Source organism: candidate division Zixibacteria bacterium HGW-Zixibacteria-1 (genome assembly GCA_002838945.1).
GTDB lineage: Bacteria > Zixibacteria > MSB-5A5 > GN15 > PGXB01 > PGXB01.
In genome coordinates, this window is record PGXB01000031.1 from 17,318 (window position 1) to 31,110 (window position 13,793).

The 13,793-nt window shown below is 48.0% G+C and carries 12 protein-coding genes; 10 read left to right on the forward strand and 2 right to left on the reverse strand.

Annotated elements, in window-relative coordinates:
* The first annotated feature begins 84 nt into the window (after nucleotides 1-84).
* The 5 genes from CVT49_11500 (at nucleotide 85) to CVT49_11520 (ending at nucleotide 4,118) form a co-directional block, all read left to right on the forward strand.
* Complete coding sequence (locus CVT49_11500; protein PKK82810.1) at nucleotides 85-486, forward strand: response regulator; 402 nt, start codon at nucleotides 85-87, stop codon at nucleotides 484-486.
* A gap of 69 nt (nucleotides 487-555) precedes the next feature.
* The gene (locus tag CVT49_11505) at nucleotides 556-1,155 is read left to right on the forward strand and encodes a hypothetical protein (GenBank protein ID PKK82811.1); all 600 of its coding nucleotides are present in this window, start codon (nucleotides 556-558) and stop codon (nucleotides 1,153-1,155) included.
* 115 nt (nucleotides 1,156-1,270) lie between these two features.
* Nucleotides 1,271-2,320 carry a 23S rRNA (adenine(2503)-C(2))-methyltransferase RlmN gene (gene rlmN, locus CVT49_11510; GenBank protein ID PKK82812.1) on the forward strand — a complete coding sequence of 350 codons (1,050 nt, stop codon included), beginning with the start codon at nucleotides 1,271-1,273 and terminating at the stop codon, nucleotides 2,318-2,320.
* On the forward strand, nucleotides 2,320-3,711 hold the full coding sequence (locus CVT49_11515; GenBank protein ID PKK82813.1) for a hypothetical protein: 1,392 nt from the start codon (nucleotides 2,320-2,322) through the stop codon (nucleotides 3,709-3,711). The genes rlmN and CVT49_11515 overlap by 1 nt, the downstream gene beginning before the upstream one ends.
* A gap of 44 nt (nucleotides 3,712-3,755) precedes the next feature.
* Nucleotides 3,756-4,118, forward strand: coding sequence for a hypothetical protein (locus tag CVT49_11520; GenBank protein ID PKK82814.1), 363 nt, complete (start codon nucleotides 3,756-3,758; stop codon nucleotides 4,116-4,118).
* Between the two features lie 43 nt (nucleotides 4,119-4,161).
* On the opposite strand, the gene CVT49_11525 is transcribed toward CVT49_11520, so the two are convergent.
* The gene (locus CVT49_11525; GenBank protein PKK82815.1) at nucleotides 4,162-6,030 is read right to left on the reverse strand and encodes a hypothetical protein; all 1,869 of its coding nucleotides are present in this window, start codon (nucleotides 6,028-6,030) and stop codon (nucleotides 4,162-4,164) included.
* A 428-nt stretch (nucleotides 6,031-6,458) separates the two neighbouring features.
* Here CVT49_11525 and CVT49_11530 point away from each other — a divergent pair, with 428 nt between their 5' ends.
* The 3 genes from CVT49_11530 to CVT49_11540 all read left to right on the forward strand — a co-directional run bounded on the left by CVT49_11530 (nucleotide 6,459) and on the right by CVT49_11540 (nucleotide 9,253).
* A complete protein-coding gene (locus CVT49_11530) occupies nucleotides 6,459-7,103 on the forward strand; it encodes a hypothetical protein (GenBank protein ID PKK82816.1) in 645 nt (214 codons plus the stop codon).
* An 18-nt stretch (nucleotides 7,104-7,121) separates the two neighbouring features.
* Nucleotides 7,122-8,024, forward strand: a complete 903-nt coding sequence (locus tag CVT49_11535) for a hypothetical protein (GenBank protein PKK82817.1) — start codon at nucleotides 7,122-7,124, stop codon at nucleotides 8,022-8,024.
* 125 nt (nucleotides 8,025-8,149) lie between these two features.
* Nucleotides 8,150-9,253 carry an aminopeptidase gene (locus tag CVT49_11540; GenBank protein ID PKK82818.1) on the forward strand — a complete coding sequence of 368 codons (1,104 nt, stop codon included), beginning with the start codon at nucleotides 8,150-8,152 and terminating at the stop codon, nucleotides 9,251-9,253.
* A gap of 58 nt (nucleotides 9,254-9,311) precedes the next feature.
* On the opposite strand, the gene CVT49_11545 is transcribed toward CVT49_11540, so the two are convergent.
* Complete coding sequence (locus CVT49_11545) at nucleotides 9,312-11,675, reverse strand: hypothetical protein (GenBank protein ID PKK82819.1); 2,364 nt, start codon at nucleotides 11,673-11,675, stop codon at nucleotides 9,312-9,314.
* 293 nt (nucleotides 11,676-11,968) lie between these two features.
* Between CVT49_11545 and CVT49_11550 the strand changes: the two genes are divergently transcribed.
* A complete protein-coding gene (locus tag CVT49_11550; GenBank protein ID PKK82873.1) occupies nucleotides 11,969-12,490 on the forward strand; it encodes a hypothetical protein in 522 nt (173 codons plus the stop codon).
* 250 nt (nucleotides 12,491-12,740) lie between these two features.
* Complete coding sequence (locus CVT49_11555; GenBank protein ID PKK82820.1) at nucleotides 12,741-13,793, forward strand: hypothetical protein; 1,053 nt, start codon at nucleotides 12,741-12,743, stop codon at nucleotides 13,791-13,793.

Here is a 13,793-nt window from a genome sequence, read left to right on the forward strand (position 1 = left end):
TTATGAATTATTGAAAGTTCTTATCAATAAAAGTTCTTTTTTGCCGATAGAGACAGAAGAGAAATGTAATAAAAGGGTGGGTCAATGAGTTTGAATGAGAAAGTGAAAACGTCAAGAATATTAGTTATCGATGATGAACCTCAGGTTACCGAGATAATCGAGGCTTTTTTGACCAATGCCGGTCATGAGGTTATTGTCGGTAATACGGCTACGGACGGCCTGAGGAAGGCCCGCGAAAAGAAGCCTGATGTTATTCTTCTTGACATAATGATGCCCGACGCGGACGGCTACAGCATCTGCAATCAATTAAAAAGTGATCCGCCGACAGCCGATATCCCGGTCGTTTTTCTGACCGGCAAGGACCGTTCCGACGACCAGGGGCGCTCGTTCAAGGTCGGCGGCGATATGTTTATAAAGAAGCCGTTCTCCTGCGAAAGACTGCTCGAAATTATCAATATTATCCTGATGTCGACCGCCAAGCATTAAAAATAATTTTTTTTGTTGACTTTATTGTGCGGCGCACTATATTATTAGTATCTGAAGCGTATAACTGTTATGAGAATAATCAAGCGATATAAGAACCGGCGCCTCTATGATACCGAGCGAAAAGAGTATATTACGCATAATGAGCTGCGTCATATCATTCGCTCGCGAATGCCGTTTCAGATAGTGGACAGCGAAAGCGAGGCGGATATAACGCTGGCCGTCCTGAGCCAGCTTCTGGTCGGAGAAGTGCGCCGGTGGGAGGATATTAAAGAATCGAAGGATGTTTTAATCGAAGTAATAAATAGAGGAGGTGAAAAGTCTATGTCGATTTTGAAAAACACATTCCTGGCCTCAATTGGTATTTACAATGTGACCAAGAAAAAAGCCGAGGAGATTATTGATTCGCTGATCAAGGCAGGGGATATCTCCAAGTCGGACCGCAAGCAGGCCATTATGGAACTTCTGGATCGGGCCGAGGAATCGACCGGCAAAATGAAGGATAAGATCGTTAAGGAGACGTCAGGGATCCAGAAAGAGGCCGGCAAAGTTCTCGACAAGATCAAAAAGGCGGTCGATAACATGCCGCAGAAGAAAATCATGGCGGAACTGGAGCGCCTTAATAAGAAGGTTGACGAACTTAATCAGAAGCTTGAAAAAAAGGGCAAATAGAAAAGCCCCGATATTTTTTATAAAATGGCAGATTCTCTGCCATTTTTTTATATCTTGATCGTAATCAGTCACGAAATATTTTGAAAAACGGCCTTTCGGCCTTAAATTGCTATTTATGGAAAAAACAAATCTTCTCGGCGTCTCTCTCTCCGAACTGGGACAAATGATGATGGAGATGGGGGAGAAGGAATATAAGAGTCGCCAGCTTTTTAAATGGTTCTACAATCTGCTTGAAAGCGATTTTGAGCGGATGACCGATTTGTCGGTAAAATTGAGAAAAAAGCTGTCCAAGAGATATTTTTTCAAGGGCCTGGATGCGGCTGATGTGGCGGTATCATCGGACGGCACGGAGAAGTACTTATTTCGGCTGTCCGACGGAAAATTGATTGAGTCGGTGCTTATTCCGGACGGGCAGAAGCGGACGGTATGTATTTCCAGCCAGGCGGGATGCCCGCTTAAATGTTCTTTTTGTGCCACCGGCTTGATGGGCTTCGGCCGCGATCTGACGGTCGGGGAGATTATCGGGCAGTTGCTTTTTTTGAGACAGAAGTACGGCGAAGAGGCTTTCCGCAATATTGTTTTTATGGGCATGGGTGAGCCGCTGCTCAATTATGAGAATGTCATCAAATCGGTCGAAATAATTTCTTCGGAACTGGGGCTGTCGGTCTCGGCCAAGAAAATTACGATATCGACGGTCGGTATTGTGCCGCAGATTTACGCGCTGGCTGACTCGGATCTGAAGGTCAACCTGGCGATTTCATTGCATGCGGCCGATGATGATAAACGGCGGAAAATCATGCCGATCGCGCGGAAATACGGTCTTGACGAATTAATGAAAGCGGTCCGATATTTCGCCGACCAGCGAAAAAAGAGGGTGACTTTCGAGTATATTCTATTCAAGGATTTCAATGATTCGACCGGGGATGCCGACACGCTGGCGCAATTAATCAAAGGAATTCCTTGCAAAATCAATATTCTTGCATATAATCCAATAGATAATCTGCCTTATAAACGTCCTTCGGAGGAAGAGGTCGATAATTTCGGGAAGTACCTGTACCCTCTGGCTCCGGCGGTTACGGTTCGCAAGAGCCGCGGGCTTGACATTGCCGCCGCCTGTGGTCAACTGGCCGGCAAGGCACAACATTTTGAGGAGGACATGAGTTAATGATGCGTGTAATCAGGAATGTGACAGTCTGCATGATCTTTTTCATCCTGGCGCCGGGGCTGTTTGCTTCTCAATTTGAAGTCAGTGATTTAAAAGTATCCGGAATGCAGTGGGGGCCGCAAAAAATCACTGCCGTATTAACCAGCCATGAACTCGACTATAAATTTATACATGCCGAGGCAAAGGTCATTTTCTCGGGCCAGTCCCAGGAGACCAGCCGGCATTCGAAGGCGAATTTCATCATTGGCCCGGATACGACATTTCCGCTGGATATTCCAATCAGGATACCGGGCGGATTCGGCAAGGGCGTGGTGCAAGTCGCAATATATGATGTCGTCGATACGCTGGATAATACTCTGCCCAGGCAGTTAATCTTCAGCACGGATATTCCGCTTAATATGGAAGTTCCTGCTCCGGTGGCGAATCTGGTGCATACCGGCATTCAGATCCCCTTATTTGTCGAGCAATCGGAAGTCTTCGACAATCTTTTCAACCGGCTGATTCTCCTGCAGCTTCAAAGAGGTCAGAATATCAAGGACATCGCCGCGGCATTCAATACCGATCCCGGCTTTGTCAAGCAGACGGTTACCGACCTGATCGGGTTGAACTACATTAAGCAGGAAAACAATGTTTTCAAGCCGAACGTGGCGGTCATCGATACCGATAAGGCGGCCGCCTTGAAGGAACTGGCGTCGCCTGCGATCAATAACCTGTATGACATAATTATGGCCAATCTGCCGGCCTTTGATGACGAAATTAAAGAAATGGTTCAGCAGGGTAAGATGACGGGCGATCCCAATGATCTCTTCGACGGCGCTTCGGTGCTGTATCATCAGCACCCGGTCATAACGGCCATTTCTCTCTGGGATAGAATCGGAAAGAGTTTTCTCAATAACGGCGCGCCGTTTTCCGGTTACAGGAGACTCGGATTGTGCGATGTCGAGATCGGCGACTTTATGTATCTGGTGGTCGGCGATTCGACATATTCGACGAAGACTTTTTATTTTTATGATAATGATCCCCAGGGAAAGAAATTTGTCAGCGGTGTGGTCGATTCTTACGTGACCTGCAGTCCGCAGCTTAAAGCCGGCGGCAGGTATCCGATCAATTCGATGTTTGCGCAGGACCGGCAGCCGTTGTACTATACTTATAATGATGTCAAGTGCAATGAGGCCCTGACGGTGCTGGAACAGGGCATCCCGGCCTATATCGAAACGCTTCGCACCAGCTTCAACAATATCTGGGGCGGCAATGCCAATGATCCGGCGGCCAAGAGCGCCCGCTACTGGTTCTGGAGTTATGTGGCGGAAAAGCTGATTGATAAATTCGAAAAAGACGGGAAGATAAAACCGGAAGCTAATCTTTACATTTTTCAAATAGTGGATTATTAATAATGAGTATCTCAAGACGTACGATTGTTTTGATTGCAATTTCCATGTTATTGATAGCGCTTGGGTGTGACGAGAAGGCACCGCCTCGCGATGAGATTCCGATTATCAAGAATTTTCTGGCCAAATTCGAGCAGGCGGTCAAAGATTACAATGCGGCGCTGATCGATTCCATGACCATTGCCGAGGCGTATGATGAGGGATACAATTCGACCAAAATACTCGAGGACATATATCAGGGCCGCGATGCCTTCTATACTTTCGGCAACAGGAATTTCGATTACACCAAAAATAAAGCCATCGTGCAATTCAGTATTCTGGCGGACAGTACCGACGGCGGCCGTCCGGTGGAGATGACCCTGGTCAAGATACACAAGCAATGGTACCTGAAGCGATTTGATTTGAAATAAAAAAAGCCCGCCATCCGGCGGGCTTTTTTATCACTAATAATTTTTAATTTTCATCGGGGGCCTTGCGTCCGTAATCACGGCCCGCTTCAAAAATCTTGGAATACTCCGATTTGTTTTTCAGCAGTTCGACCGCTTTAAGAATGCCGGGATCAGTCTTGAGAATAACGTCCTCGTAAACGGCCCGCTGGCCGCCGATCTTGGACACGATTTCCCGCTTGATGGCCTTCCGGATATAATCAATCGATTTGGTAAAGTCGGCTTCTTTTTCCTTCTCTACCAGACCGGAGAATTCAGTCAGGGCGCCGGAGAAAAGATCGTCCTTTTTTTCTTCATCGACGATTTTCTTCATCTCATCCAGCGAAACCTCCAAAGCGGTTTTATAGGCGAAATCTTTTTCTTTAATGTACGATCTGAAGTCATTCACGATATCATCGGTGACGACAATGTTACGGGTCGCATCGGGATGCTCCGCTACGTACTTGACAGCGAAGTCAAAGAACATCGTCTTTCTTTCGAGGTTAATCTCGATCGGTTCATAGGGGCGGGCCTCATCGACCTCGAGATCGGGAAGGATTCCGCCGCCGCCATAGACGGTTCGTCCGGCGTTGGTGTAAAAAACTTCTTTATCGGACAATTTTACAGTATCGGTAACGACCGTATCGACTTCCGGTTCCATGTCGTCCAGACCGGCATGCATATCACCCTTCTTTTCGACTTCCGGTTTCTGAATACAGCGGCCCGAAGGGATATAGTATCGGGCGGTGGTCAGCTTGAGGTGATTATCATCATCGTCGCCGACCGGGAAAAGCTGCTGGACGAGGCCTTTGCCATAAGTACGATGTCCCATTATGACACCGCGGTCCCAGTCCTGGATGGCGCCGGCAACGATTTCGGAAGCGGAAGCGGTTCCTTCATCAACCAGCATCACCAGCGGTTTTTCCGGGAAGAGGGTGGTGTCAAGACCGGTGGTGGCGCCGTTCATCCCGGAATAATATCTTTTTTCGGAGCCGGGGAACTGGCCCTTGGAATAAACGACCAATCGCCCGTCCTGCATAAAAAGACCGGCCACCTGAACCGCCTGTTGGAGCAGTCCGCCGCCATTGGAGCGCAGGTCGAAAATCAAACCATCCACATTCTGTTTCTTAAGGTCCGAAATGGCATCAATCAATTCATTGGTGGTCTCTTCGGCAAAGCGTGAAAGCCTGACATAACCGATATTGGTACCTTCGACGACACCGTAATAGTTCACTGATTTAAGTTCGATGACGGCTCGTTCGACGTCGAAGTCAAGCGGGCTGGCCAGACCCGGGCGCATAATCGTGAGATTGACTTTTGTTCCGGCCGTTCCGCGCATGAGTTTGGAGGCGTCGGAAGTGGTCATTTTGTAGGTGGATTCGCCGTCGATGGCACGAATCTGGTCGCCCGGATGCAATCCCATGTTATATGCGGGGGTGCCTTCCATTGGAGTGACGACAATTATATAGTCATCACGGGAATCTATTTCCATCCCGAGGCCTTCATATTTGCCGTGAGTGCTTTCCATCAGCCGGTCATACGACTGCTTTTCCATCAAAACGGAGAAACGATCCAGATTCTGAAGCATGCCTTCGATTCCGGCATTGATCAAATCTTTGGTGTCAACTTCTTCCATATACCGGTTTTTGATATCATAAACGACACTGTTCAATTTCCGAATTTCCTTAAGCAGGGTTTCCCGGGAATCCACGGGCTCAACTTCTGATCCCCCGGCGGCGGTTTCATCATCGACATTGATTTTGACCGTATCCGCAAAAATCCAGTTATTCGAAGCGGTGGCACGGTTTCCCTGATAAGCTTCTCCGGAACCGACAGCCCAGATCAGACCGAGCATGAATGCCGTCAGAGATATGATCAAAAGTGAGAATCTTTTCATTCCATTGACCTCCAATTTGATGCCATAAGGCAATCTATCTTATTTATAACTATTGTCAAGCAAGATAGGCACCATATTACTGCTCTATCTTCTTGTATTTTTAACATTTATAAGGCACAATTGGTTTCACTTTTTATTGCGGGTCCCTCAATAAATATAAATCATTGCGATATTTGATATTGCAGCCGTGTCCGAGCAACGGGTATAAATCTTATAATAAAACAATGGAAAATGCACCATATAAAATGGATTATCCTGTTGCCGGACAATGAAAAATTCAAATATTATGCAATGATCTGCAGAAATATTGTTCAATCCCTTATCATATATTAGTTGTTTTGTATGGAGAAACGGCGTTGACATAGCCTTCGGGCATGCCTATCTTGGAATCCTTTAAGGTTCGGCAGTATGAAACAAAGGTTATATAAATGAACTTGAACGGCATAAAAAACCTCATTTTTGATCTTGACGGGACGCTTATTGATTCATCCGAAGGAGTTATTGAAGCGACCAATTACGGGCTTCGGTTACTCGGCGAGGAAGAGAGATCGGGGCCGGAAATCAGGAAATATATCGGTTATCCCCTCGAGGACATGTTTCGCGCTTTCTCGATCGGATCATATTCCGAGTTCTGGAAACATTTCCAGGAAAAAGCGAAAGAGACAGTGGTGGCTTCGGCAGTGCCGCTGGATGGTGTCGATCATGTAATTCGGGAACTGTCGAAACGCGGCTACAAAATGGCCATAGGAACGACCAAGATTCGGATTCATATTGAGAAAATCCTTCGCAAGCATAACTGGCAGGACATTTTTCATTTTTATGCCGGGGCCGATGATGTCGTGAAGGTCAAGCCGAATCCGGAAGTTTTTATCAAGCTGCTCAGGGAGATGTCCGGAAATTCGAATGATACGGTGGTAATCGGCGACACCGCCAATGATGTCTTTGCCGCGCGCGGCGCCTCATTGCCGGTTATGGCGGTCCACTCGCCATTCGGCATGGATGGCGACCTGGAGGCCAGCCGGCCGGACATGATAATCGAAAGTCTTGCCGAGTTGCTGACAATCCTTAAATAGTATCCGGATAATATTGTAATGGCCAGGGCGAAAATCGAGATTAATCCGCCGTTCGACATGAAACTGTCGTTGAAGTTTGCCACCGCCTGCCGTTTCGAATCAGAGGCCGATTGCGCCGAGGGCCGCTTTCATCGGATGATCAATATTGCCGGAACGCCGGTGCTTCTGACTATTACCACTGCCGGCCCTATCGAAAAACCGACCGGGACAGTCGAGTGGTCCTTTCCTGAAGGCGGGGTTGTGGATAAAAAAGAAGTCCTGAAACTGGCGCGGCATATCATTTCATCCAGTCTGGATCTGGGGCCGTTTTATAAACTGGCATCAAAGTCAGGGCGCATGCAAAGTGTCATCAACAGGTTCCGTGGATTAAAACCGATCCTGACGCCCAGTATCTTTGAATCGGCGGCGTGGGCCATAATGGGACAGCAGGTGAATCTTAACTTTGCCTACACACTTAAGATGAGAGTCACCCAAAAGTATGGGCGAGTTATAAGCATCAATGGCCGGGACTATTCCTTATTCCCCGAGCCCGAGAAGTTTCTTAAGGCGACTGTAAGTCAATTGCGGGGGATGCAGTTCTCGAACCGCAAGGCGGAATACCTGCTGGGTCTGTCGAAAGCAGTTGCCGAAGGAAATTTGGAGCTTGAAAAATCAGGGGAGTTGGATTATAATGAGGCCCTGAATGATTTATTGGCTATTCGCGGTGTCGGTATCTGGTCGGCAAATTATATTTTGATGAGGGGCGCCGGGCATGCGGACTGTCTGCCATTAGGTGATTCAGGTCTGCATCGGGCCGTTAAAAATATGTATAAGCTTAAAAATAATCCGACTCATGAAAAGGTGGAGAAGCTGGCCGGGCCGTTTGCACCATTCAGGTCCTTATACACTCTTTATTTATGGTATTCGCTATTAGACGAATGAAATATTAGAGTATAATCAGTGCATTTAGAAACAATGCTGTGAACTAATTACATCGAGGGACGTAAACAACAATTAGCGCCTGTAATAAACTCGAGGGCGCAGTTTAATAAATATAAAAAGGAGTCATGATGGATATTAGAGTGCAGAATCTTGCAAAGGTTATTGTGCATTACTCGCTTGGAATCAAGCCGGGGCAGTTGTTCAAGATCAAGGCGGAGCCGGTCGCGGTGCCGCTGGTCAAAGCGGTATATGATGAAGCCCTGAAGATCGGCGCCAATGTATATACGGATATCCGATTGATTGAGCTCGACGAACTTTTCTTCAAGAATGGAAACGACGATCAATTGAAATATATTTCTCCCGTCCGTGAATTCGAAATCGAGAAAATTGATGCTTATCTGGGTATCTGGGCCACGACCAATACCAAGTATCTCAGCGGCATCGATCCCAAGCGCCAGCAGATATTCGGCAAGGCCAATGAAAAATATATGAACCGGTTCTTTGCGCGGGCCGCAAGCGGCGAGCTGCACTGGGCCGGGACGCAGTATCCGACCGAAGCTCATGCCCAGGATGCCGAGATGTCGCTGCATGATTATGAGGAGTTCGTTTACCGCGCGGGTCATCTTTATGATGATGACCCGGTGGCTTTCTGGAAGGGCATGGAAAAGGAACAGCAGCGGCTGATCGAAATTCTCGATCGGGCCGAGCAGATTCATTTGAAGGCCGATGGAACCGATTTGAAGCTGGGTGTTAAAGGGCGCAAGTGGATCAACTGCTGCGGCAAGGAGAATTTCCCCGATGGTGAAATATTTACCACGCCGATCGAGGATTCGGTCAACGGAACGATAAAATATACTTTCCCTGCCTTTATGGCCGGACGCGAGGCCGATGGTGTGGTCTTCACTTTCAAAGACGGCAAAGTGATCAAGGCTACGGCGGAGAAGAACGAGGAGTTCCTGCTGGCGATGCTTGACACCGATGAAGGCGCGCGTCGCCTGGGCGAGTTCGCTATCGGGACCAACTACGAGATTGCCAAGTTCACCCGGAACACCCTATTCGATGAAAAGATCGGCGGAACCTGTCACCTGGCGGTCGGCGCCGCTTATCCCGAAACCGGCGGGGTCAATCGCTCCGGCATTCACTGGGACATGGTCTGCGACCTGAAGAAGGGCGGCGAGATTGCTGCCGACGGCAAGGTCTTTTACAAAGATGGCAAGTTTACGATTTAATGCCTTGATTCAGGCAAATAAAAAGCCCCGTCGCATGACAGGGCTTTTTTCTTGCAAATTATTCACCGGGCCCGGGCCCGTCCCGGTAGAGATAATTAATTAAAAATATAATATCAAGTAAATTTATTGAGCCGCTGGAATCGGCATCGGCGGCCAACAGACTGACCGGCGCCGGGCCGCCCTGATACAGATAATTTATCAGAAAAATGATGTCCATCAGATTATATGCACCGGAATTGTCGGCATCGCCGCGCAGGGCGGAAATGGCAGAGACTTCCCCGGAATAAACAACCGGCCCGTAGCAAAGAGAGGGATTCGACAGCAGAATCTCCTGATTGTCGATGAAGCCGGTATCCACTTCAATAATGGCGCCGGGCACGGCGTCATCGGCGATTTCAAACAGCAGACGGGCCACTTCGCCCGAACCGGGGGAGAGCTGAATGCCCTTGAGGGTGGTATCGGCTTTTAACTGAAAAACGAGCTGACCGGTGAGAGTGTCATGGTACAATTCCGTTATGGTATCGAAATTTTTGGTTCGGTTGCCGGAAGAAAATCGGACCAGGCGAAAACCCGGATTGACATCATAATTGACCGGAATGATAAGGCTGTTGAGGGCCTGGGTGTTGACCAGATTAACCGACATGACGGCGGTATCGCCCGGATTGGCCGCAGTACTGACGAATGAAAGGGTATCGGCGACAACGGTGACAAAGTCTTCTTTGGCACGGGTAAGGGTACCGTCGGATGATGATACAACGGTCAGGGTGACATTGTAACGTCCGACCGCGTCGTACGTATGTGTCGGATTCACCGCAGTCGAGGAATCGCCGTCGCCAAAGTACCACTTTCGGGAAATGACATCGACACTTGAACTGTCCTGAAAATTGACCGTCAGATTTTCATGGCCCAGGGTGGTGTCGGCGGTGAAATTGGCGCCCCAATTAAAGGCTTGAAGGGCGTCAATAATACCCCAGCCGTAAGTATTATCGGGAGCCGCAGCATTGTCGGCGGTCTCCATCAGCGCTTTTCTTATTTGCAGCGGGGTCAATGAAGGATTGGCCGAGAGCAGGATGGCACAGGCTCCGCCGATCAGCGGCGTTGACAGCGAAGTTCCGTTTTTATAAGTATAATAAGTATCGCTGGTACCTTCGGCGCAGCGAGTGCTGACACCCATGGCGCAGACTTCCGGTTTGGTTCGACCGTCATAGGACGGACCCCTCGAGGAAAAATAGGCTATAATTTCCGACGAACTGACCGCGCCGACTGCAAGAATATCGAAAGCATCGGCCGGGGGGGTTAAGGTTCCCGAATCCGGGCCGGAATTGCCCATGGAATTACAGACGATAATGCCGAGCGAAGCGGCGGTGCTGGCGGCGGCGCTGGTGATAGCGGTCACGCCGTCGAAATCCTCATAAGTGTACCAGTCGGAATATCCCAGGGAGGTGGAAATTACATCGACGCCGAGCGAGTCGGCCCATTCCATTCCGGCCACCCAGTTGTCTTCCTCCACCACGGTTTCGCTTCGCATATCTTCGGTTTTGGCCAGCAGAAATGAGGCTCCGTAGGCCGGCCCGATAAGGGTTCCGGGTGCGAAGCCGCCAAGCGTCGACCAGGTTGAAGTGCCATGATTATGCTGGGAGGGAGTATCTTCGGCTTCATTTTGAGTATTGCCGTCGTTGAAGATAAAATCATATTCGGCCAGCATTCTTCCTTCATTCATAATCCCGGTGAAGGCGGCATGAGTTTTCCGATAGCCGCCGTCAAGCATGGCTACAATAACACCCTGACCGTTGTACCCCATGAGATGCATGGCCGGAACGTTAATCATCTGATTCTGTGTATATGATTGCCCGTAATCGAGAGGTGCATTGCTGTCCGGGGATATTTTTAGATTTTCGGTCTGTTCATCATCCTGATTCTCGGATATCTCAGCTCTTTTAAAAGTTGAGACCGGGGATATCTTATAAACGAAAGAAAGATTTTTTATGGTCTCGAGCGAACTGATATCAACTTCAAAACTGGCGGCATTGAGCCAGCGTGAGACCCGTTTCAGTTCCCCGCCGAAATCTCTGATGCGGTCGACATAATCCGTGGAAACCGGCAGGTCGGCGAAGGTTACGTGATCCAGTCCGACTTTTGACCGGCGCTTGGAGGCGTGTTCCGAAAAGGTAATCCCGGAGGCGGCTTTTTGAAACTGGCTGATATCGGTTATTCCTTTGTCGGTGAAAAAGATCCATACTTTGACCCGTGCTTTATCCATAGCTTTTAAATAATCACCCGCGGCATCAGAGAGGACCATTTGAGGTTTTTCGAGAATAACCGGCTCCGATTGCAGGTAGTCGGCTTCAAAAGAGAAACCGCTCCCGCTATATGTAATAATAATCAAAATAGCGGCGAGTAAATTGTTTAAAAGGGATTTCATGGTTTGTCCTTTCAGGTCTTTATCTCCAAGCAGGTAAGTAGGCTATATTAATCAATTTACATAAAATGCGCGGATTGTCAATTATTTGTTGGCAATAAGCAATTAATATGGGGGATGTCCTACACATATTATGAAAAACAGGCATCCAGCCGATAGGGTTCCTGAATTTCTCTAATCTTCCACTCATTATAACTTCTTATCGGCCAAGGCGCTAATCTATTTCATTCGATGCCTCCATTATTTTGGGCTCCGAGGCACAATTTATGCAAAATGCTTAATCAAACAGATAACAAATGGATGGAATGGTGAAAATGAAGAGACTATTATCTAAACGCGGTATAACCTTGCTGGAATTGATGGCCAGTGTAGTAATAATCGGGATTTTGGCGGCGATGGCGGCCCCGTCATTTGAGAGAAGTGTTCAGAGAATAAAGTTTCGCGGTAAAACCAAGGATGTTGTTTCGCTATTGCGGACGGCCCGCTCCGAAGCTATTACAAAGAAAGAGCCTTTTGGGGTTTATTTTGACAGCGAAGCAAGAATTATCAGTTTTTTCCAGGACCAGGCCAATCTGACCAGTTACACCTATGATGATGGCTCCGATTCTCTTATAATGGCCGATTCACTGCCGCCGGAAATGATCTATCTCTATGCTACATTTACAAATTCGGCGGTTATTTTCCAGCCGAACGGGTCGGCATCGGGTTCCGGCTATATTTACATGATAGCGCTCAGCAACAGCATAGTTAACACCTCATCTGCCAGTGTGTTAGCATCCACCGGCAAGTCGAAGGTAGAATATATTCATAATTATTGATGCTCCCTCTTTCTCATCCTCCGGTAGACCCCCGCCAGAAATATGCGGGGGTTTTTTTAATTTAGGATAAAAACGGGCTAATATACGGACGGTCGCGTCCGATAAGATAAAGAAGGAAATAGGTTTTTTAAGAATCTTTAATTTTGGGGCCGATTTTGGCGGCCGGTTAAATCCGGCAGTAAATTTTGATAAATAGATGACGATAAGATAGTAAAGATGAATAAAACAAGACAATTATAAAGAGACGCCTATGTTATTCACACGAAGTAGTAAAAGCACCGTCGGGCTGGATATTGGCGCCAATTCGATCAAGCTGGTTCAGCTTGAGAGAAGCAAGGGCAGCCATTCCGTTACCGCTCTTGGGATTCGTGAACTTCCTCCGGAGGCAATTGTCTCGGATGAAATCAAGGATCGCGATGCGGTAATCTACAATATTCAGTCCCTGATCGACGAAGTTGATCCCAAAATCAAAGATGTTGTCGTGTCGATTTCCGGGTATGGTGTCATCACCGATAAGTTTATGATCGACAAGAAATCCGGATCGGAAGCGGAACAGGCTATCCTGTTCGAAGCCGAGCAACGATCGCCCTTCGACGTCGAAGATGTTACGCTGGATCATCATGTAATCAGAGTTGATGAAGAAACCAAGAAGCAGGAAATACTTCTTGTCGCGGCCAGAAACGAATTCCTCAACTCGTATATCGAGTTGATTCTTGATGCCGGGCTGCGTCCGGTGGTAGTCGATATCGACGCCTTTGCTCTATTGAATGCTTATGCGCACAATTATGATATCGACCCCGAGCGGATTACGGTCCTGGTAAATATGGGTTATGATGTTACAAACATTTTATATCTCGTCAACGGATTGTATCATTCGACCCGTGATATTTCGGCGGGTACCCGGGAAATCTATAATTCCATTCAGAAGGAATTTCGTTTGAACGCCGAGCTGGCCGGGAAGGCCATCAAGGGCGAGATGAAGGATTCGATCGACCAGGATATGCTCAAGGCGACGATTATATCATCGACCGAGGAGCTGATATCCGGTCTCGAAATGGCCTTTTCCTACTTCAGAACGCAGGCAAAAGTCGATAAAATAGATTGGATGGTTTTTGCCGGGGGCGGATCATTGGTTCCCTATCTGCCGGAATTTCTCCAGTCCAAGCTGAGTATCCCTCTGGAAATTCTCAATCCTCTTCGCAACATTGATTATGATCCGGAAATGTTTCAGTACCTCGAACCAGAGAAGATTGCACCGATGCTGACTGTCCCGGTCGGCCTGGCGATGAGAAAAGTGAGGTAA